9 protein-coding genes are annotated in these 22666 nt (G+C 73.0%); 1 reads left to right on the forward strand and 8 read right to left on the reverse strand.

The genetic code is table 11. The features are described 5' to 3' along the window. Nucleotides 1–41: 41 nt before the first annotated feature. The 8 genes from QBL25_RS05010 to QBL25_RS05045 form a co-directional block, all read right to left on the reverse strand. Nucleotides 42–4679: an amino acid adenylation domain-containing protein gene (locus tag QBL25_RS05010; protein ID WP_409055755.1), complete on the reverse strand. Its 4638-nt coding sequence runs from the start codon at nt 4677–4679 to the stop codon at nt 42–44. Next, on the reverse strand, nt 4676–11242 hold the full coding sequence (locus QBL25_RS05015) for an amino acid adenylation domain-containing protein (protein ID WP_409055756.1): 6567 nt from the start codon (nt 11240–11242) through the stop codon (nt 4676–4678). The genes QBL25_RS05010 and QBL25_RS05015 overlap by 4 nt, the downstream gene beginning before the upstream one ends. 27 nt (nt 11243–11269) lie before the next feature. Continuing rightward, on the reverse strand, nt 11270–13216 hold the full coding sequence (locus tag QBL25_RS05020) for an ABC transporter ATP-binding protein (protein ID WP_409055757.1): 1947 nt from the start codon (nt 13214–13216) through the stop codon (nt 11270–11272). A gap of 345 nt (nt 13217–13561) precedes the next feature. After that, nucleotides 13562–14539, reverse strand: coding sequence for a ParB N-terminal domain-containing protein (locus QBL25_RS05025; protein ID WP_409055758.1), 978 nt, complete (start codon nt 14537–14539; stop codon nt 13562–13564). A gap of 385 nt (nt 14540–14924) precedes the next feature. After that, nucleotides 14925–15980 (reverse strand): 3-deoxy-7-phosphoheptulonate synthase, encoded by a 1056-nt coding sequence (aroF, locus tag QBL25_RS05030; protein WP_409055759.1) that lies wholly within the window; start codon nt 15978–15980, stop codon nt 14925–14927. A 106-nt stretch (nt 15981–16086) separates the two neighbouring features. Then, on the reverse strand, nt 16087–17376 hold the full coding sequence (locus tag QBL25_RS05035; protein WP_409055760.1) for a sensor histidine kinase: 1290 nt from the start codon (nt 17374–17376) through the stop codon (nt 16087–16089). A 1-nt stretch (nt 17377) separates the two neighbouring features. Next, entirely contained in the window at nt 17378–18031 is a 654-nt protein-coding gene (locus tag QBL25_RS05040; RefSeq protein WP_371749363.1) for a response regulator transcription factor, read from the reverse strand. 342 nt (nt 18032–18373) lie between these two features. Next, nucleotides 18374–21271 (reverse strand): ATP-binding protein, encoded by a 2898-nt coding sequence (locus QBL25_RS05045; RefSeq protein WP_409055761.1) that lies wholly within the window; start codon nt 21269–21271, stop codon nt 18374–18376. A gap of 584 nt (nt 21272–21855) precedes the next feature. Here QBL25_RS05045 and QBL25_RS05050 point away from each other — a divergent pair. After that, a complete protein-coding gene (locus tag QBL25_RS05050; protein WP_409055762.1) occupies nt 21856–22644 on the forward strand; it encodes an SAM-dependent methyltransferase in 789 nt (262 codons plus the stop codon). Nucleotides 22645–22666 lie beyond the last annotated feature (22 nt).

Raw genomic sequence — 22666 nt, forward strand, 5'->3', positions numbered from 1 at the left:
ATGGGTGCGGCGCGGACGCCGGGGCCGGCGGGACACGGCGGTCACGGGATGCCGTCGGCGAAGCCCGCTTCGAGCTCGTCGACCTCGTCCTGCGCGAGGTCGAGGAGCGGGAAGTCGGAGGCGGTGTGGCCGCCCGCGCCGGGGTCCGTCGTGTGCGCGGCGAGACCACCGAGCAGGTCGAGCCAGAGCCGTCCAAGGCGTTCCGTGGCCGTCTCGTCGAGCAGCGCGGCGGCCCAGCTCAGCGTGAGGGTCAGCTTGGGTCCCGCGGCCGTGTCGACGACGACCGCGCCCGCCTCGATCGTGTGGGTGGCGGGCATGGCCGGGTCGAGCGAGCCGCCGAGCGAGGTTCCCGAGGCGTCGGCGGTGAAGCGGCCCAGGTAGTTGAAGCCGATCTGCGGACGCGGCAGCCCCGCCAGCACCGGAGCCGTGACCGGGTTCAGATGCCGCAGCAAGCCGAACCCGAGCCCGTCCCCCGGCACCGCCCGCGCCTGCTCCTTCACCGCCTTCAACAACGCCCCGGCCGCCGTGCCCCCGGCCATCACCTCACGTACATCCACCGCACCCACATCAAGCCGCACCGGATGCACAGCGGTGAACCAGCCGACCGTACGCGACAGATCCACCCCCTCGGCCGCCACCCGACCATGCCCCTCCACGTCCAGCAGGACTCCGGAATCCGTGTCCTGCCGCCAGAGGGCGACGGCACCGGCCAACGACGCCAGCAGCACCTCGTGCACACCACAGTGGAAGACCGACGGCGTCCGGCCCGTCAACGTCTCGGCCTGCGAGGACGACACGGTCCAAGAACGGCGGCACATGGTCGCGGCGGTGTCCCGAACCGGGGTCAGCTCTCCCTCCGTGAGCCGAGGCTCTCCTGGCTGCAACAGGGTCGCCCATCCGTCGAGTTCGGCGACCCGTACCTCGTGGGAAGCCTGTTCGACCAGCAGCCGCGACCAGTGCCGGAAGGAGGTGCCCACCGGGTCGAGTCGCGGCTCGCGCCCCGCGATCGCCGCCTCGCACGCGGCACGGAGGTCCGGCAACAGAATCCGCCAGGAGACTCCGTCGACCGCCAAGTGGTGGACCACGACGGCCAGTCGGCCGGTCCGGCCCGGGCCCGCGTCCACCCAGGCCACCTGAAGCAGCACGCCCGCCGACGGATCGAGCCGGTCCGCGGCCTCCTGCGCCGCCTCGTCCGCGATGTCGTCGAGCGTGCCCGCCACCGCGTAGGTCGCGTTCACGCGCGTGATCAGCGCGCCGACGTCCAGCGAGCCCCGCTCCTCGACGAAGAGCCGCGGCCCCTTCTCGTCCGCGACCACCCGGGAGCGGAGTACGTCATGGGTGTCGACGAGCGCGCTCAACGCGGGCACGAGGGCGTGTCGTTGGAGTCCGGACGGGGCGCCGACGATCGCCCACTGGGCGAACCTCGGGCGGGCGGCAGACGGGCCGAGTTCCCGCATCACGGGCGTCCAGGGCACTTCACCCACGGCCACGTCGGGTGCCGCCGGCGTCTCGTCCGGGCGCCGGCAGACGGCTGCGAGCCCGGCGGGCGTCTCGTGCTCGAAGACGTCCTGCGCCTTGAAGAGCAGGTCCGCGCGGCGGGCTCGCGCGGCGAGCTGCATCGACATGATCGAGTCGCCGCCCAGCTCGAAGAAGCTGTCCTCGACGCCCACCCGCTCCATCCCGAGCACCTCGGCGAACAGAGCGCACAGGGTCTCCTCGGCCTCGGTCCGCGGCTCACGCCCCGTGACCCGTCCGGCGAGGTCGGGCGCGGGCAGGGCCGCGCGGTCGACCTTGCCGTTGCGGGTCACCGGCAGGGCGTCCAGGACGAGCACGACGGCCGGCACCATGTAGTCGGGCAGCACACGGGTGACGTCCTCGCGCAGCTGCCGCGGGTCCACCGTCCGGCCGTCCGGGACGACGTAGCCGACGAGGCGGCGCTCCCCCGGGCCGTCCGCGCGGGCGACGACGACCGCCTGGGCCACGGCCGGGTGGGCGCTCAGGGCCGCCTCCACCTCGCCCAGCTCCACACGGTATCCGCGCACTTTGACCTGCGTGTCCGCGCGGCCGACGAAGACGAGCTCCCCGTTCTTCCTTTCGCGCACCAGGTCGCCGGTGCGGTACATCCGCTCGCCGGGCGCGTACGGGCAGGCCACGAACCGGTCGGCGGTCGCGCCGGGGGCGGCCCAGTAGCCCTGCGCCAACCCAGCCCCAGCCACGTAGAGTTCGCCGGTCATGCCCGGCGGCAAGGGCTGGAGGAACGCGTCCAGGACGAGGGTGCGGCGGTGGGGCAGCGGGCTTCCGATCGGGAGTACGGGACCCATGGCATCGCCCGGCGCCAGCAGATGCCAGGTCGCGCACAGCGTGGTCTCCGTGGGCCCGTACAGGTGCCGGACGGTGACCTCGGGGCACGCTTCGCGCACCTTCGCCACCGCCGCGGCCGGGACCACGTCTCCGCCGGTCAGGACCTCGCGCAGGCCCGCGAAGCTTTCCGGGGACTCCTCCGCGAGCACCCGGAAGGACCCGGCGGTCAGGTGGGCCGCCGTGACCCCGCCCGTCACGTGCTCACGCATCCGCTGGGCGTCGACGACACCGGGCCCGGCCATCACGACGCGGGCACCGGCGGCCAGGGGGACCCACAGTTCGTAGAGCGACACGTCGAAGGCGTGCGGGGCGTGCATGAGGACCGCGTCCGTGGGGCCCACCGCCCAGCGCGACTCCGCCACGAGGGACGCGACGCTCCCGTGGGGCACGGCGACGCCCTTGGGGGCGCCGGTCGAGCCCGAGGTGTACATCACGTGCGCCACGTCCCGCGCCGCCACCACAGCGGTGTCCGGCGCGTCGGTTCCGTGGGCCGCGAGCGCCGACCGCAGCCGTGGGTCGTCGAGGACCGCGAGCCGCCCGTCCCTGTGCGCGGGCAGCGTGCGGCGGCTCTCGTCCGTGCACACCACCAGCGCGACAGCCGCGTCCCGCAGGACGAAGGCCACCCGCTCCGAAGGCCATCCGACGTCCACCGGTACATGGGCGGCGCCCGCACGCCAGATGCCCAGGAGCACGGCCGCCAGATCCGGCGACCGCTCCATCAGCACCGCCACACGGTCACCACGCCGCACTCCCCTGCCTGCCAGGTACCGGGCCCAGCGGCCGGACTCCGCCCACAACTCGCCGTACGACAGCGTGCGTGCGCCCTGGACGGCCACCGCATCCGGCGCCTGCGCCACCCGCCTCGCGATGAGCTGAGGCACCGGCTCCTGCGCCGAGACCGGCTCCTCGGCTGCGGGTGTCAGCGGCCTGACGCGGGGCGGCGGCTCGTGCGCCACGCCGAGGCCTCCCACCGTCGTCGCGGGGTCCTCCACGATGCGGTGCAGCACCCGCACGAGCAGTCCGGCCAGCGCGTCGCCCACCGCTTCGTCCACCACGTCGGGCCGGTACGTCACGTCCACCCGCAGCCGATCTCCGGGGACGACGCCGACCGACAGGGGGTAGTGGGTCGCCTGGCGCGACTCCTCGGTGGTGAGGGAGAGCGCGTCGGGAGCGGGGTCGTGGCCGGGCGGCCGGGGGTAGTTCTCGTACACGAGGAGCGTGTCGAAACCGGCTCCGGGGCCCGCGAGTTGCTGGATCTCCGCGAGGCCCAGGTGCTGGTGGGCCAGGAGTGCGGACTGGCGGTCCTGTAGCTCGCGCAGCAGGTCCAGCAGCGGCCGCGCACCGTCGGCCCTGACCCGGACCGGCAGCGTGTTGATGAACAGCCCGATCATGGAATCGGCGCCCGGCAGCTCCGGAGGGCGGCCCGCCACGGTCGCGCCGAACACCACGTCCGTGCGCCCGGCCAGGCGCGCGAGGACCAGCGCCCAGGCGCCCTGCACCACGGTGTTCGTCGTCAGACCATGGGCGCGGGCCAGGGCGGCGAGCGCCCCGGTCGTCTCGCCGGTCAGGTGGGCGGAGCGTTTCCGCGGCGGTGTGTCGCCATGGGTCGGGTTCGCGGGGCCCACGACCAGCGTCGGTGCGTCGGCTCCGGCCAACTCCGCCTGCCAGGCGGCCCGGGCGGCTTCCTTGTCCTGGCGGGCGAGCCAGGCCAGGTACTCCCGGTAGGAGGTGACGGGTGCGAGGCCCGAGGCGTCGCCGCCCGCCGCGTAGATCGCGGAGAGTTCGTCGAGGAGGAGGGGGGCCGACCAGCCGTCCATCAGGATGTGGTGGCTCGTCATCACCAGGCGGTGCCCGCGCTCGCCGACGCGGATCAGGAGCAGCCGCATCAGGGGCGCTGCCGCGGGGTCGATCCGGTGGGCGCGTTCGCGTGCGGCCAGGCGTTCGATCTCGGCGCGCGCCTCGGGTGCGGCCAGGTGCGAGACGTCGGCCTGGCTCCAGGGCAGGACGACCTCGCGGGTGATCAGCTGTACGGCCTCACCCGTCTTGCGGCGCTGGAAGCTCGCCCGCAGGGCCGCGTGCCGGGCGAGGAGCGCCTCCCAGGAGGCGCGGAAGCGGTCGGCGTCCAGGGGCCCTTGGACCGCCAGGATGTTCTGCACGGTGTAGACGTCGGGGCCCTGGCCGGTGAAGTCGGCGTGGAACAGCAGCCCTTCCTGGAGGGGCGAGAGCGGCCACACCTCGGCGAGCGCGGAGCCCTTGGGCCCGGCCGCCGGACGGTGGTCCGCGGGCGCGTGCCCCGTGGCGGGGGTGGGAGTCTTCACAGCGAACGCCCTCCTTCGAGCTCTGCTGCCATCGCTTCGAACTGCTCGACCTCGTCCTGGGCGAGCTCGATGAGGGGGAAGTCGGACGGCGTGTGGCCGCCCGCCGCCGGGTCCGTGGTGTGTGCGGCCAGGCCCGCGAGCAGGCCGAGCCAGTGGTGGCCGACGCGTGTGGCCCGCGCCTCGTCGAGGAGCGCGCCGTGCCAGCTCAGCGACAGGGTCAGCTCGGGTCCGCCGTCGGTGTCGCGGATCGTCGCGCCGGCCTCCAGGGCGTGTGTCGCGGGCATGGCGTCGTCGGTGGAGCTGCCGATCGCCTCCTCGCCCGCCATCTGCCAGGGCCGGACGGCGTCGGCCGTGTCGGCCGCGGGGAAGCGGCCCATGTAGTTGAAGCTGATCTGCGGGCGCGGCAGGGCGGCGAGCACCGGTCCCGTATCGGGGTTCAGATGGCGCAGCAGCCCGTATCCGAGGCCGTCGCCGGGCACGGTCCGCGCCTGTTCCTTGACGGCCTTCAGGAGCGTGCCCACCGCTGGGCCGCCGGCCGCAGCGCCGCTCATGTCGACCCCGGTCAGGTCGAGGCGCAGGGGGTGCACAGCGGTGAACCAGCCGACGGTGCGCAGCACATCCGCGCCGCCGACCGGTTTGCGGCCATGTCCCTCGACGTCGATCAGGACGGTGCGGTCGGCGCTCCCGCTGCCGCGGACGACCGCTCCGGCCAGCGTGGCGAGGAGCACTTCGTGCACGCCGCAGTGGAAGAGCGCCGGTGTCGCTCCCGCGAGCGTCGCCGACTGCCGGGGCGGCACGGTCCAGGTCCGGTGGCGCATGCCCGCGGCCGTGTCCCGTGCGGGGTCGAGGGCGCGGGCGCCGAGCGGCGGTCGCGCCCGGTCGCCGAGGAGAGCGGTCCAGTCGCCGAGTTCCGCGACGCGGCCGGCGCCGGTCGCTTCCGCCGCGAGGAGCCGGGACCAGCGGAGGAAGGACGTGCCCACGGGGTCGAGTTCCGGCTTCCGTCCGGCGGCCGCGCTCTCGCACGCGGCCCGCAGGTCCGGGGCCAGGATCCGCCAGGAGACGCCGTCGACCGCCATGTGGTGCACCACCAGGGCCAGCCGGCCGACGCGTCGCGGGCCCGCGTCCAGCCACACGGCCTGGACCATCACCGCGGCGGACGGGTCAAGACGCGCCGCCGCCTCGCGTGCGGCGCGGCCCGCCAGCTCGTCCAGGCCGTCCGCCGCCACCCCCGTCGCGTCGATCCGGGTGATCAGGCGTGCCGGGTCCACGGACCCGGGCCCGCCCGCCACCAGGCGCGGTCCGGCGTCGCCGTCCGCCGTGGCGCGGGCGCGCAGCATGGCGTGCGTGTCCAGTACGGCGCCCAGGCCCGCCGCGAGGACGTCGGCGCGCAGCTCCGCGGGGGTCCCCGTCACCATCCACTGGGTGAAGCCGCCGCCGAGAGCCCGCTCGCCCAGGGCGCGCATCACCGGCGTCCAGGTCACCTCGCCCTCGCCCGTGTCGGGGCCCGACGCCTGCCCGGCACCGAGCCTGACCACGCGGGCCAGGGCTTCCGGTGACCGGTGCTCGAACACGTCCTGGGCGCTGAAGGAGGCGCCCGATCGGCGGGCGCGGCTCACCAGCTGCATCGAGCTGATGGAGTCCCCGCCGAGCCGGAAGAAGTCGTCGTCGGCCCCCACCCGCTCCAGGCCGAGCACGTCGGCGAACAGGGCGCACAGGAGCTGCTCCGCCTCGCCTCGCGGGGCGCGGCCCGACGCCTGCCCCGCGAAGTCGGGGGCGGGCAGGGCGGGCACGTCGACCTTGCCGTTCGGCGTGACCGGCAGCGCGTCGAGGGCGAGCACGGCCGCGGGCACCATGTAGTCCGGCAGGGCCTTCGCGGCGTAGTCGCGTACGGACGGCCCGTCCGGTGTCCGCGGGGCGGCGCCGGGTCCTGACCGGGTGCCGGTGCCGACCACATAGCCGACCAGGCGGCGCTCCCCTCGCCCGTCCGGCTGGAGGATCACCACGGCCCGGTCGACGGCGGGGTGACCGGCGAGGGCCGCCTCGACCTCGCCCAGCTCCACCCGGAAGCCGCGCACCTTCACCTGGGCGTCGGCGCGGCCCGCGTAGACGAGGTCGCCGGTGCCGGTCCTGCGCACCAGGTCCCCGGTCCGGTACATGCGCTCGCCGGACGCGAACGGGCTGGCCACGAAGCGTCGTGCCGTCAGCTGCGTCCGCCGCAGGTAGCCGCGTGCCAGGCCCGCGCCCGCCACGTACAGCTCGCCCACCGTGCCCGTGGGCACCGGGCGCAGGAACGCGTCCAGGACGTGGGCGGAGGTGCGGGCGAGCGGGCGGCCGATCGACGGCTCGTCGTGTGCGCCGAGGGCCCGGCTCACCGTCGAGGCGACCGTCGCCTCGGTCACCCCGTACTCGCTGTAGATCTCGCGGTTCGCCGACCACTGGCCGCGCAGTTCGTCGGAGACCGGTTCGCCGCCGATGACCAGGACGCGCAGCGCGGGCAGTTCCTCCGGCGGCAGCTGCGCCAGGAGCGTCGGCGTCATCGCCACGTGCGTCACCCGCTGCGCGCGCATCAGGCCGACCAGTTCCTCGCCGGTCGCGTGGCGCCGCGCGGGCGGGGCGAGCACCAGCCGTCCGCCCGCGCACAGGACCGGCCAGATGTCCGACATGGAGACGTCGAAGCTCGGCGAGACGAGTTGGAGCACCGCGCTGTCAGGGCCGATGCGGTAGCGCTCGATGCGGTCGTCGACGAGGTTGCGCAGGCCGCGGTGGGGGACGACGGCGCCCTTGGGGACGCCGGTCGACCCGGACGTGTAGATCACGTACGCCGCGTTGGCCGCCGTCAGCGGTGCGCGCTCCTTCGCGCCCTGTTCAAGGCCTTGCTCCGGGCCGCCGTCCGCGTCTCCGGACACCTCCCGGATGACCGACGGGTCGTCCAGGACCACCAGTTGGCCGGTGTAGTCGGCCGGCACCGCGTCGCGGGTCTGGCGCAGGCAGACCAGGACCGGCGGGGCCACGTCGTCCAGGAGCGTGCGCAGTCGCACGGCGGGGAGCCCGGGGTCCACGGGGACGTAGACGCCGCCCGCGGCCGACACTCCGATCAGCGCGGTCACCAGCTCCGCCGAGCGGTCCGCCAGGACGGCCACGCGCGTCTCCGAGCCCACCCCCCTGCCCGCCAAGTACCGCGCCAGGGCCGCTGCTTGTACGTTCACTTCGCCATACGTGAGCGAGCGCGTGCCGTCCACCACCGCCACCGCGAAGGGCGTGTCCACCGCCTGCCGGGCGAAGAGGTCCGGGGCGGTCAGGTCGGGTGCGGCCGGCGCTTGCTGCTCCCGCGCCGAAGTTCCGCGCGCCGCCTCGGCTTCGGGCGCGACGTCCAGCCGCCCCACCGGCGCGGACGGGTCCGCCACCATCTGCTCCAGGACACGCCGCAGCCAGGCGATCACGCGCTCGGCCCTGTCCCGCCCCACCACGTCGGGGCGGTGCACGAGGAGCCCCCGCAGCCGTGCGTCGGGGACCACGACCAGCGCCAACGGATAATGGCCCCTGTCCTCCGGTTCCCCGAGGGTACGGATGGCCAGGTCCGTGCCGGTCGCCGCCGGTGTCCCGGGGAGGTTCTCGAAGACCACGAGCGTGTCGAACACGGCGCCGGGCCCGGCCAGTTGCCGTATCTCCCGCAGCCCCAGGTGCTGCCGGGCCATCAGGGCGATCTGCCGCTCCCGCAGGTCTGCGAGCATGCCGGCGACCGACTGGTCCGCCGCCAGACTCACCCGTACGGGCACGGTGTTGAGGAACAGCCCGACCGCCGACTCGACCCCCGGCAGCTCCGCGGGCCGGCCCGCCATCGGCGTACCGAACACCACGTCCGTGCGCCCCACGAGCCGGGCGAGGAGCTGCGCCCACGCGCCCTGCACGACCGTGTTGACGGTCACGCCCTGGGAACGGGCCAACCGCGCCACCCCACGGGTGAGTTCCTCGGAGAGCTCGAAGGGGATCGGCTCCGGCACGATGTGCGCACCGGCGCCGCCCTCGGGCCCGATCAGTGTCGGCTCGTCGAGGCCGGTGAACGCCGCGCGCCAGGCCTCCCCCGCGCCTTCCTCGTCCTGGCGGCCGAGCCAGTCCAGATACTCCCGGTACGACGTCGTGGCGGGCAGGGCGCTGCCGTCGCCGCCCGCCGCGTACACCTGGGACAGCTCGCCGAAGACGACGTCGGTGGACCAGCCGTCCACCAGTGAGTGGTGGACGGTGACGATCTGGCGGTGCCTGCCCTCTCCCAGGCGGATCAGGAGCAGCCGCAGCGCCGGTGCCACCCGCAGATCGAACTTCTCGGCCCGCTCGGCCTTGGCGAGGCGTGCCACCTCGGCGGACACCTCGTCCTCCGCGAGCCGCGACAGGTCGGCCTCGCGCCAGCGCACCTCGGCGCGGGACGTGATGACCTGGACCGTCTCGCCCGAGTCGCGCTGGTGGAAGCTCGCGCGCAGCACCGCGTGGCGGGCGAGCAGGGCCTGCCACGACGCGCGCAGCCGGTCCACGTCGAGGGGGCCGTCGAGGGTCAGCGTGCGCTGGCTGGCGTACACGTCCGGACCGCTCTCGGCGAAGGTCGCGTGGAAGAGCAGCCCTTCCTGCAACGGCGACAGGGGCCACACGTCCTCCATGCCGGGCACCTCGGCCCGCAGCCGGTCGGCTTCGTCCTGACTGAGGTCGGCCGTCAGGTCGGTCAGGGAGGCGTGCGTGCGCGGTCCGGTGACGTGGCCGCCGCCGGTGGTGTCGGCCATCGCGGCCAGGGCCGCCGGTGTCGGGTGCTGGAAGACGTCCTCGGGCTTGAAGAAGAGCCGGCCGTGGCGGGCCCGTGCGGCCAGCTGCATCGCCATGATCGAGTCGCCGCCCAGTGCGAAGAAACTGTCGTCCGTCCCGACGCGTTCCAGTCCGAGCAGCTCCGCCATCAGGGCGCACAGAAGCGTTTCGCCTTCGGTACGCGGTGCGCGCCCGGTGACGTTCGCCGCGAAGTCGGGTGCGGGCAGGGCGTCGCGGTCGACCTTGCCGTTGCGGGTCACCGGGAGGCGGTCCAGGGTGAGGACCGCGGCCGGGACCATGTACTCGGGCAGTGTTCCGGCGACGGCCTCACGCAGGGCCCGGGTGTCCGGGGCTGTGCGGGCGGCCAGGTCTCCTCGGGTGCCGGAGGGTCCTCGGGTGTCCAGGTCTTCCGGGGTGTCCAGGCCTTGCCTTTCCGCGGGGACGACGTAACCGACCAGGCGGCGTTCGCCCCGCCCATCCGCGCGGGCGACGACGACCGCCTGGGCCACGGCGGGGTGCGCGGCGAGGGCCGCCTCCACCTCGCCCAACTCCACGCGAAAGCCACGGACTTTGACCTGGTCGTCCGAACGCCCGGCGAACAGGAGCTCCCCGTTCCCGGCCTCGCGCACCAGGTCTCCGGTGCGGTACATCCGCTCCCCCGGCGCGTACGGGCAGGCCACGAAGCGCTCCGCGGTGGCACCGGGCCGGCTCCAGTAGCCCTGCGCCAGGCTCGCTCCCGCCACGTACAGCTCCCCGGTCCCGCCCTGGGGCACCGGCCGCAGGTCCGCGTCCAGGACGAAGGTGCGCCGCCGGGGCAGCGGTCGCCCGATCGGCAGCGTGGGAGCCGCCTGGGTGCCCGGCTCCAGGAGGTGCCAGGTCGCGCACAGGGTCGCCTCGGTGGGCCCGTACAGGTGGCGGACGGCCACGTCCGGGCAGGCGTCGCGCACGCGGGCCACCGAGCCGGGCGGCACGACGTCCCCGCCGGTCAGCACCTCGCGCAGTCCGGCGAAGCAGTCCGGGGACTCCTCGGCCATGACGCGGAACGAACCCGCGGTCACGTGCAGGGCGGTCACCCCGCGCCGCACGTGCTCGCGCACCCGGCGGCCGTCGACCACCCCCGGCCCGGCGACCACCACGCGGCCACCGGCGGCGAGCGGCACCCACACCTCGAACAGCGTGACGTCGAAGGAGTGCGGGGCGTGCATGAGCACCGCGTCGTCCGGACCCACCGCCCAGCCGTCGTCGCCCACCAGGGCGGCGACGCTCCCGTGCGGCACCGCCACCCCCTTGGGCACCCCGGTCGAACCCGAGGTGTACATCACGTACGCCATGTCCTGAGCGCCCACCGGCACCTGGACGGCACGGCCGCCGCAGGCCGCGACCGCCGCCCGCACCCGCGGGTCGTCCACGACCTGCACGGCGACGCCGACCGGGAGCGCGCTGCGGCTCTGCCGCGTGCACAGCACGAGGGCGGGTGCCGCGTCCTCGACGAGGAAGGCGATGCGTCCCGGCGGAGAGCCCGCGTCGACGGGGAGGTAGGCGGCGCCCGCCCGCCACACGCCCAGGAGCAGCACCACCAGGTCCGCCGACCGCTCCGCCACCACCGCGACACGATCGCCGCGGCCGACGCCCAGGGCGGCCAGATGCGCCGCCCACTGCCCCGACTCCGCCCACAACTGCCCGTACGACAGCGTCCGTTCGCCCTCGACCGCCACCGCACCGGGCGACGACTCCACCTGTGCGGCGATCAGCTCCGCCACCACCGACGACTCCACCTTCTCCCCCTTCAGGCAGACGCGCGTTCAGCGCTCGTCCGGATCGGCGCCGAGGCGCAGGATGTGCTCGCCGCCGACCGCGGGCGGCGGACCGCTGCCGCCGAGCACGGGCCCGCCGCCGCCGAGGACGGGGCCGCCGCCGAGGACAGGACCGTGCAGGACCCGCTCCTTGTGGGCGTCGGGGCCCGCTCCGTTGGCGCCGGGGCGGTTGAACTGCGTGTGGTACAGCTCGGCGTAGAGCCCTCCTGCGGCCAGGAGTTCGTCGTGGGTGCCGCTCTCGCGGACCTCGCCCTCGTCGATGACGAGGATCTGGTCCGCCTCGCGGATGGTGGACAGGCGGTGGGCGATCACCAGGGAGGTCCTGTCCCGCAGCGCGGTGGTCAGGGCCTGCTGGATGGCCGCCTCGGACTCGGAGTCCAGGTGCGCGGTGGCCTCGTCGAGCACCACGACCGAGGGTGCCTTCAAGAGCAGCCTGGCCAGGGCCAGACGCTGCTTCTCGCCGCCGGAGAGCCGGTAGCCGCGGTCGCCGACCACGGTGTCGAGGCCGCTGGGCAGCGAGCGGATCAGGTCGCCGATCTGGGCCGCGTCACAGGCGCGCAGGAGATCGCGCTGCGTGGCATCGGGGCGTGCGTAGGAGAGGTTCACGCGGATGGTGTCGTGGTAGAAGTGCGCGTCCTGGCTGACCACGCCGACGACGTCGCGCAGCGAGTCGAGGCTGACGTCCCGCAGGTCGTGGCCGTCGATGCGGACGCTGCCGGACGTCGGGTCGTAGAGCCGGGACACCAGATGGGTGGTGGTGGTCTTGCCGCCGCCCGACGGGCCGACGAGCGCCGTGAGTTTGCCCGCCGGCACCCTGAAGGTCATCCCGTGGAGCACCTCGGCCGTCTCCTTGGCCCGTTCGGCCGCCGAGAGCGCGTTGGACTCCAGCGAGGCCAGGGACACGTCGCTGGCGCGCGGATAGCGGAAGGAGACCTGGTCGAACTCGATCTCGGGTGCGGGTCCGTCGCCCGGAGCGGTGAGGGCGCGCGCGTCCGGCTTCTCCTCGATGAGCGGCTTGAGGTCGAGGACCTCGAAGATCCGGTCGAAGCTGACCATCGCGGTGAGCGCGTTGGACTGGAGGCTGGACAGCTGGGTGATGGGCCCGTAGAGCCGGCCGAGCAGCGCGGCCAGGGCCACCAGGGTGCCGATGCGGAACACGTCGTCGAGCACCAGATGGCCGCCGACGCCGTAGACGAGGGCGGTGGCCAGGGACGCGAGCAGCGCCATGAAGATGAACGACAGCCTGCTGTACACCGTCCAGACGACCCCGACCTGGCGCACCTCGCCGGCCCGGGCCTCGAACGCGGCGGCTTCCTCGCGCGGGCGTCCGAAGAGCTTGGCGAGCATCGCCCCGCCCACGTTGAAGCGCTCGTTGATGATGCCGCCCAGTTCGCCGTTGGCCTGCATCTGCGCCCGGGAGTAGTGCTGAAGGCGCCGCCCCACGTAGATGCCGGGGACGATGAACACGGGCAGCATGGCGATGGCGATCAGGCTGATGAGCCAGGACAGATAGAACATCTCGGTGAGGACGAGGGCCACGGTCAGCACGCTGGTCGCCGAGACCAGCATCGTGGTGAGGGCCTGCTGGGCGAGCATGACGTCGCCGTTGAGGCGGCTGGCGAGCAGCCCCGTCTGGGTACGGGTGAAGAACGCCATCGGCTGGCGCTGTACGTGCTTGAAGGCCTCGACCCGCAGATCGTGGCTGACGCCCTGCCCGATGCGCCCGGAGAAATAGCTCTGCACGAGTTGCGCGACCGCGTCGACGAGGGCGAGTACCGCCACGGTGACGGCGACGGCCACGATGAGCCCGGCGTCGTCCTTGAGTATTCCGTCGTCGATGATCTTTTTGAGCAGCAGGGGCGTCGAGACGATGATGACGGAATCCACCGCGGTGGTCAGGAGCAGAAAGACGAAAGCGAGCTTGTGCGGCTTCATGTAGGACATCGCCCGGCGTACTGATCCCGGCCGGAGCGATTGCTTCTGGGCCCCTGATTGCGGCCCTCCGACGGTAGGTCCACCAGGTCCTTGGGTGATCAACACGCGACGGAATCCTCCTGCCTCGGCATTACGGAATGGGGCCCTTTGAAATGTCGTGAGATGCACTCACCCGCAGGACGATACCTTCGCGAATTCCCGTCATCCAGGCCTCACTTGGGCAGGTGAATGTCCAATTGTTTTGGGCACGGGAAAGGCGCTCCTCCGGATATGGGAGGGCGTTCTTCCGGAAAGGGCGTCCAACCGGGCGGACTGCCCGGTTGGACGCCCGCGGTGCGCGGTGTCCTAGGCCGTCTCGGCGACCTTGCGCTGGACGCGCACGGCGACCTCCGCCCACATCTCCGCGCACTCGCCCGCCAGGTAGGCCACGATCCGCCGGCAGTGCGGCGGCGCCTTGTCGATGATCTCGTCCCATTCCTCGGCGCTGATCGTGTGGATGTTGAGCAGGCGCAGCAGGGTGCGGCCGGTCTCGCTGAAGCGCAGCGCCGGGTCCGCGTTGAGGCGCTTGAGGACCGTGGCGCGGTCCTGGCCCGGGTCACGGTCGGGCACGGCGGTGGGGCCGCTGCTCCGCGGGGCGCTCACGAGCACGTCGCGGCCGCGCTGTGCGCGCCGTGGCAGCGGGTCCTCGCCGCGCATCATCCTGTTGCGCACGTCGCGGACCGTCTCCGGGGAGATGGACGCCACGCGCGCGATCTGACGCAGGGACAGCTGGGGGTTCTCGGCGATGAGTTCGCTCGCCACCCGGCGCCCCTCGGTCCCGTCGACCGGGCGCACCCGGCCGTCGTGGCCGATCCTGCTCGCTTCGCCGGCCTGTTCGGCCGGGGCCCGTCTGCGGATCTCCGCGACGGTCCCCGGGGCGATGCCGCTGACGGACGCGATCATGCGGTCCGACCACTGCGGGTGGGAGGCGATGATGCGCCCGGCGGCGCGTTTCCGGTCGGCCGTGGTCAGCGGCAGGCCGTGCGTGACGTTGGACTCGACGGCGAGGACGAAGGCGTCGGCCGTGTCCCCTTCGAAGAACTTCACCGCGATCTTGCGCTGTCCCCGCAGTTCGGCGGCTCGCACCCGGTGCAGTCCGTCGATGACGCGCATGGTCGAGCGGTGCACGGTGATGGGCGGCAGTGGGCTCTGCACCACTGCGAGCGCCTCCACGTGTTCCTGGTCTATTCCGGAGATCCGCGGTGAGTCGGCCGTCGAGAGAGAACCGATCTCCACTTCGACGACCATGAGTTGGTCGATCTGCGCGTGCCCGGGTATTGCCAACTGAAATCCCCCTAGTGATCTGATGTCTCCCGCACGCACTTGACCACCCGCCGGTCAAGAACGGCATGTCATCCGGGAGAGATCGACCATGAAGTGAGAGGTGATGCGCGCTCAGAAGACTGGTCCGCCCGGTGTCCGGGCGAAGGACGAGGTGCGCGGAAATACATCACCGTCACGCGGTGACGAGCCCGAGCCGCACATCTCTCGTCGTGTCGCAGAATTACACCCGCACTCGGCGCCACTTCCCCTCCGTCGGGATTCCACCCCGTTCCTGAGGTGGCGCGGAATCCCGCTGGCCGAACCACGCTCACCCTAACAACGCGTTTATCTGCCCGGTACCCCTCACTAGCAGAATGGATCTAGGTGTCGAAACCCCTATTCACCCCTATCGGATGCCGGAGCCGGCCCGGTCCCGCGCCGCGGGCCGGGTGAGGGTGCGACCCATCAGCGGCGACATGACGTGGACGATGTCCGCGAGCTCCCCGGTCTCGGCCCGGGTGAGGGCCTGGTTGCCGTCGCACAGCGCCGTTTCGGGATCGGGATGTACGTCGATCATGACGCCGTCGGCGCCGACGGCGAGGGCGGCGCGGGTGAGCGGGGCGACGAGGTCGCGGCGCCCGCCCGAGTGCGAGGGGTCGACGATCACCGGCAGGTGGGAGAGGCGCTGGACGACCGGCACGGCGCTGATGTCCAGGGTGTTGCGGGTGGCGGTCTCGAAGGTGCGGATGCCGCGCTCGCACAGCACGATGTCGAGGTTGCCCCGCTGCGCGATGTACTCGGCGGCCATCAGCCACTCCTCGATCGTGGCCCCGAAGCCGCGCTTGAGCAGCACCGGCCGCCCCGCCGCGCCGACCGCCTGGAGGAGCGCGAAGTTGTGCATGTTGCGGGTGCCGATCTGGAGCATGTCCGCGTAGGGGGCGACCAGTTCGACGCTGGCCGGGTCGATGACCTCGGTGACCACCGGGAGCCCCGTCTCCTCCCGCACGTCGGCGAGGATCCGCAGCCCCCTCTCGCCGAGCCCCTGGTAGGCGTACGGGGAGGTGCGCGGCTTGAACGCCCCACCGCGCAGCAGCGCGGCTCCGGCCGCCTTGGCCAGGTGCGCGGCGGCCAGGGTCTGTTCGGGGCTCTCCACCGCGCACGGTCCGGCGATCACGGTCAGGGTGTCCGGTCCGATGGGCACGCCGCCCACCCGGATCACGGACCGGTCGGGGTGGTGCTCCCGGCTGACCAGCTTGTACGGCACCGAGATCCGTACGACGTCGAGGACGCCGCGGCGGTCGGCCAGGTTCAGGGCTTCGAACGCCTCCACGTCGCCCACCAGGCCGACGATGGTGCGGGTCACGCCGCGGCTGACGAAGGCGTCACCGCCCGCCGCCCGCACCCGTGCGACGACGGCGTCCACGTCCTGCTGCGTGGCCTCGGGGGCCATCACGACGACCATGGGGTTCCTCCCGTTGCTGGGGGCTGCTTCGCCCGGTCCGGCGGCACCTGGGGACGGGGGGATCCTTCAGGCGCCGCACCCACGGTAGGAGTTCACGGTCGAGCGCTCAACGGACGACCGGGTCATCGTCCAACTGCGCAATGTCCGGGACGTGTTGGGGCGCTTCGGCGCGGGGCGGGAAGGAGACCTCCACGACCAGTCCGCCGCCGGGGCGGGCGCGGGCGGCGATCAGGGCGTCGTGGGCGGTGGCGATGGCGCGGACGATGGAGAGGCCGAGCCCGTGATGGCCGTCGCCCGCGGTGCGGCCGAGCCGCTGGAAGGGTTCGAAGAGCCGCTCCACCTGGTCCGGCGGCACCTCGGGCCCGGTGTTGGCCACGGCGACCACGGCCCGCCCGGCGTCGGTGCGGGTGGTGACCTCCACGCGCCCGCCGGGGGTGTTGTAGCCGGTCGCGTTGTCCACGAGGTTGGCCACCAGGCGCTGGACGAGCGCCGAGTCGCCCGAGGTGTCGGCGGGGCCGATCGCGGTCTCGACGCGCAGCCCCCGTCGGCCGGTCTCCGCGCGGGTGGCCTCCACGACCTCCTCGGCGATGACCGCGAGGTCGAGCGGTTCGCGGTGGTCGAGGCCGCGTTCGCTGCTGGACAGGGTGAGCAGTGACTCCAGGAGGCGGGCCTGCTGTTTGCTGATCTCCAGGAGCCGCTCGAAGTTGGACCGGAACGACTCGCGGGTGGCGCCCGGGTCGATGAGGGACTCCTCCAGGAGGGCGTGCTCCAGGGTGAGCGGCGTGCGCAGCTCGTGCGCGGCATTGGCGACGAAGCGCTTGTGGGAGTCGAGGGCGGTCTCCAGACGGCCGAGGAGCCCGTCGACGGTGTCGGCGAGGTCCTTGAGCTCGTCGGCGGGTCCGACGACGGCGAGCCGCTCGTGCATGTTGCGCGCCGAGATGCGCTGGATGGTGCCCGTCATCGTGCGCAGCGGGCGCAGGACGCGCCCGGCGACCACCCAGCCCAGGCCGATCGCGATGACGGCCATGATCGCCAGCGCGATGCCCGACTGGACCAGGAGATGGTCCATCTCGATCTCGTGCTGGCGCAGTGCCTGGTCGCGCAGCTGCTGGGTGATGTCGTTGAGCTGCACCGAGGAGTTGCTCTCGGGGTAGCCGAGGTAGAGGCGGCCGTCGGCGCCGGGTTCGAGCACGGGTTCGCCGCCCCGGTTCTTCACCAGGACGAGGTTGGCCGGTGAGCGGGCCACGAGCAGGTTCGTGATGGCCAGCAGGACCACGCCCGAGCCGACGAACAGCACGCCGTACAGGAGGGTCAGCCGGACGCGGACGCGCCGTGGCAGCAGTCGGCGGGCGAGCGCCGGTGACCGGGCGAAGAGCGTGGACAGGCGCATGGGCATCTCAAATCCGGTAGCCGCCCCGGGGAACGGTCTCGATCACGGGAGGGTCGCCGAGCTTCGGGCGCAGCCGGTTGATGGTCGCCTTGACCGTCGTGGTGAACGGGTCGGCGGCCTCGTCCCACACGCGCTCCAGGAGCTCCTCGGCCGACACGACCCGGCCCTGGGCCGCGAGCAGGTATTCGAGCACGGCGAACTCCTTGGGCGTGAGCGCCAGGCGCACCCCGTCCCGCGACGCGATCCGCTGGGCCGGGTCGAGCCGCAGATCCCCCTGGACGAGGATGGGTGGCAGCGCCGGCTGCGAGCGCCGGGCGAGCGCGCGGATGCGGGCCACGAGTTCGGCGTACGCGAAGGGCTTGGGGAGGTAGTCGTCCGCGCCGAGGCTGAAGCCCTCCACGCGGTGGGCGATCGTGCCGGACGCGGTGAGCATCAGCACGCGGGCGTGCATCGGCTGGGCGGCCAGCGCGACGCAGACCTGGTCCCCGTGGACCCCGGGGAGGTCCCGGTCGAGCACGACCACGTCGTAGTCGACGACCGTGGTGCGTTCCAGCGCGTCCGAGCCGTCGTAGACGACGTCGACCGCCATTCCCTCGCGGCGGAGCACGCGCGCCACCGAATGCGCGAGCTCGGCGTGGTCCTCGACCACCAGTACCCTCATCGCCCACCCCTCGCCGGGCACGTCACGGACGGAGGGGAGGGAGCGCGGGCAGGGCCGCGGCAGAGGCTGATCATGCGGCACCACGTTGCCCGATCCCACGTCACACACCGGTCACAGCTCCGGCGACGGCCCCCCGTCGACGCGCTCTCGTGTTCGACCTGCTGCTGTCGAAAGCCTACCGCCGCGGTGGCGGATCCTCCGGGTCACGGGTTCGCGGACCGCAGTGTGACCGCACGCCGCGTAGAAACGAAAGCGCATACGGAAACGACCGCCCCGGGGCAGGGAGAGGAGATGCAGGCCGTGGTCATCAGCCCGCGCGGCGACCTGCACCTCCGGCACCGCCTACACCACCCGCAGCCGGTCGCGGGCCCCGCCGTCCTTCCGCTCCTCGCGGCGCCCCTCCCGCCTGCCGGAGCCCGCGACGGGCACGGGAACGGGGCGGAGTTCCGCCGCCAGGTCCGCCCGGCGCTGGACGGCGAGTTTGCGGTAGGCGCGCGTGAGGTGCTGCTCGACGGTGCTGATGGTGATGAACAGCTTGTCGGCGATCTGCCGGTTGGTGTGCCCGCGGGCCGCGAGGGTCGCCACGCGCAGCTCCGCGTCGCTGAGCTCGTCGGCCTTGCGGCGGGCGCCGGAGGGCCACGGATGCTCGGCGGGCAGGGAGTTGCCGGGCTCGGCCGCCGGCAGCGCCCGGGGGACGGGGACCCCGCACTCGCGCCCCAGCTGCTGCGCCTTGCGGGCCAGGGCCCGCGCCTGCCCGCCGTTGCCCAGCTCGCGATGGGCGCGGGCCAGCTCGTCCGTCGCGCGGGCCAGCTCCACGCGGTGGCCGCGCTCGCGCAGGGTCTCGATGGCCTCACCCAGGAGCACGGGCCGGCGGGCCGGGTGCAGCGCGCTCGCGAGGACCCGCAGCGAGACGCCTCGCGTCCAGGCGTGACCGGGCCGTCCCCGGCCGACGAGGGCCAGTTGCTCCTGCGCGAGCGTCCTGGCCCGCTCGTCCTCGCCGAGCAGCAGATGGGCCTCGGCCGCGTCCGTCCGCCAGGGGACGAGCGCGGGCAGGTCGAAGTCCCAGCGGGTCATGAGGTCGCCGCAGGTGTGGAAGTCGTCGAGCGCGGCGTAGGGGCGCCCGGCGGCGAGGTAGTAATGGCCGCGCGCCCGGAGGTAGAGCAGCCCGTCGGGGGTGAGGAACGCCGTCTCCGGTACCGGCACGCTCAGGTGGGCCGCCGCCTCGTCGAGGCGTCCCATGGCGGTGTTGGTGAACACCGCGGTGGCGAGCGGCGAGACGACGGCCGCGCCCCAGCCCTCCGGCGGGACGAGCGCCATCGCCAGGCGCGCCGAGCGCTCCGCGGCGCCGAGCGCTCCGAGCCGGAGTTCGACGCGCGCCCGGGTCGCCGCCAGCAACGCCTGCCACAGGGGCGCCCGGCGCTCGGTGGCCTCCGCGCACAGGGTGTCGCACCACAGGGCGGCCGTGTCCAGGCGGTCGGCCAGGACCAGGGAGTTCAGCGCGACGACGAGTGCCGTCAGCGTGCCGTCGTCGAGGCGGGTGCTCTGCAGGATCTGCTCCGCACGGACGACCACGTCCTCGGCCGCCCCGTCGAGCACCGCCTTCAGCAGGGTCGCCGCGCGCTGATGGGGGCTGCGCGCCGGGGTGCGCACGCGCCGCTCGGCGTCGCGGTGGCGGGCCCGGGCGCGTGCGGAGCCGGGGAGCCCGGGGAATTCGTACGCCATCCAGGAGCGGACGCAGTCGAGCCGGCGCGCGGCTCCGGTGTCCGGATGCGCGCAGGCCTCGGTGCCGGTGGGGTCGCGCTCGACGGCCTCCAGTATCTCCAGGGCCGGGTCGACCTGCCCGAACCAGAGCAGGTGTCCGACGAGTTCGCCGGTCTGCCGGTCGGTGAGGTTCCCGTCGAGCGCGTCGGCGGTGAGCTCGGGCAGATGCCGGGCGGCGGTCGCCGGGTTGAGCCGCCAGCCGGCCCGGGTCAGCGCCTCTCTGATCGCCACGGACCGGCGGGCGTCGGTGCAGGTGTCGCGGGCGGCGTGCAGGCAGGTGAGGGCCAGCTCGACCTCGTCGTCGGCGAGCGCCCGCTCGGCGGCTTCCAGGAGCGTGCTCAGCGCCCACGGGGCGTCGATGGGCTCGGCCGCGATCAGATGCTGCACCACCACGGTCGCCGCCTCGCCGTGCTCGTGCAGCACTTGGGCGACGCGGGCCTCGAGACGGGCGCGGTGTGCGGGCTCCATGCTCCGCAGGACCGCGGCCCTGCCCGCCTCGTGGCGGAACCAGCCGGAGTCGAGCAGTCCCGCGTCGTTCAGGGCGCGCAGGCTGCGGTGGACCGACTCCCGGCTGGTTCCCAGGACTTCCACCAGCTCGGCCAGCGATACGTCCTGGCCGACGACCGCAAGGGCCCATGCAGTGTGCCGGGTCGACGCGTCGCTGCGGTACAGGCCGGTGGCGACGGCTTGCGCGAAGGCCTCGCCCGGCACCAGGGCCGCGGAGCCGCAGCCGCCGCTCTCCGACGCGCGGCGGTCCTCGATCAGCGCACGGGTGAGGAGCGGGTTCCCGCCGCCCGTGCGGTGCAGATCCGTCACGAGCTGGCGCGTCCCCCACCCCTCGCTGCCGAATCCGGAGATCATTTCGGCCACTCCCTGCCGCTCGAGTGGCCCGAGCCTGATATTGCGGCAGCCCGGCAGACGCAGCAAGTCAACGTGTAATCGCGTATTTCCGGCCAGAAATCCGCTGTTCTCTCCGAGGACCACCAGAATGCGGCTGGCGTCGAGTCGACGGGCCAGGTACAGGACGCATTCCAGGGAGTGGCCGTCGGCATGGTGCACGTCGTCGATGCTGAGCACCACCGGCCTTTCCCTGGCCTGTTCGAGGACAATCCCGCAGAGCTTGGGCACCTCATTCATCACGACGGCGGGCAGCACGCCCTCGGCGCGCCGAATCTGCGCGGCCACCGCCATCAGGTCCACGAGGCGAGCCGCGCGCTGGGCGTCGGCGCCGGGCAGATCCGCGCCGAGCAGCAGCTGCCCCATCACGCCGAGGGGCAGGTCGCTCTCCGCTTCCGCCGCCGTGGCCTGCAAAAACAACGCGCCCGCGGCAGTTGCGCGTTCACCGAAAGCCTGTAACAGCGCGGTTTTCCCGCTGGCCACCGCGCCACTTACCAATAGCACTCCGCCATGCCCCGCCACGCAGGCCCTGAGCATGCCGTCCATGATCGAGAACTCTTCCTCACGGTCCACCAAGTTCATGCGCCGACTTCTCCCCCGCGCCTGACGGCTGATCCCTGAGCGGCCGGACGGTCAGTGGGTTCTCATCTTTCGACTTGTCCGGCCACTTACTTGAAGACTCTGCCATATCTGAAAATCAACCACCAGCGTCATTTGACTCAATGATGTCGAATAACCGTCGTGAACGCGCCACTTGGCCGAAGAGCGGACTTCCCTGTTCCATATCCGCGGGAAACTCGTGCCGTATTGCCGATGGTGCGGAAGCCGACGGAATTCCGGAAGGCTCTGCGGGCCTCACGCGACGAGACGGCGGAGGCGACGGGGAACGCCCGTGACGGGTGAAGCGACGGGACAATTGGCGCGATCGGCGCGGCTCGGTCACACGGGGTGTGACTGATTCACCGCCCGCGCGCAGCCGGATCCGCGACTCTCGGCACCCCGAGGGTTGCGACTCTCGGCATCCCGAGGGCTGCGGCGCTCGGCATCCCAGGACGCGCAGGCCTCGACACCTCGCGGGCCTGGCTCTCAACACCCCGTGCCCAAGGTGATGTTGCTGTGGCAGACTGCGGCGATCCAAGCGTCCCGCAGGAGCAACGGAGTGCGTCATGACCGCAGGTGAGCCCATGCCGACGATCGACACCAGCAAGCCGCATCCCGCGCGTGTGTACGACTGGCTGCTCGGCGGCAAGGACAACTACCCCGTCGACGAAGCCGTGGGCGAGAAGCTGCCGCCCGAGGCGAAGGACGCCGCCCGGCAGAACCGCGCCTTCATGAACCGCGCGACCGCCTGGCTCGCCTCCCAGGGCGTGGACCAGTTCCTCGACATCGGCACCGGCATCCCCACCGCGCCGAACCTGCACCAGATAGTCCAGGAGATCGTCCCTGCGGCGCGGGTCGTCTACACCGACAACGACCCCATCGTGCTGCGCCACGCGGAGGCCCTGCTGGTCAGCCGCCCCGAGGGCATGACCGACTACATCCAGTCGGACGTCCGCGAGCCGCTGGAGATCCTCGGACACGCCCGCGGCCTGCTCGACTTCGAGCGCCCGATCGCCCTCTCCCTCATCGCGCTCATGCACTTCCTGCCCGAGGACCAGGACCCGTACGGCATCGTGCGCACCCTGGTGAGCGCGCTCCCCTCCGGCAGCCACCTGGTGCTCTCCCACGCCTCGTCCGACATCTACCCGGAGCTGGCCGAGCAGGTCACGGCCGAGTACGCGAAGGGCGGCATCAAGCTCGGTTTCCGCGACCGCGCCGAGGTGAGCCGCTTCTTCGACGGCCTCGACCTGGTGGAGCCGGGCCTGGTGACGGCCACGGAGTGGTTCAAGGGCACCACGCCTCCGGACGACACGAAGGGCAGCGCCATCTACGCGGCCGTGGCGCGCATTCCCTGACCGGGGTTCCGCGAGGGCCCGT

It is taken from the genome of Streptomyces sp. SYP-A7185 (assembly GCF_046103685.1).
Lineage (GTDB): Bacteria > Actinomycetota > Actinomycetes > Streptomycetales > Streptomycetaceae > Streptomyces.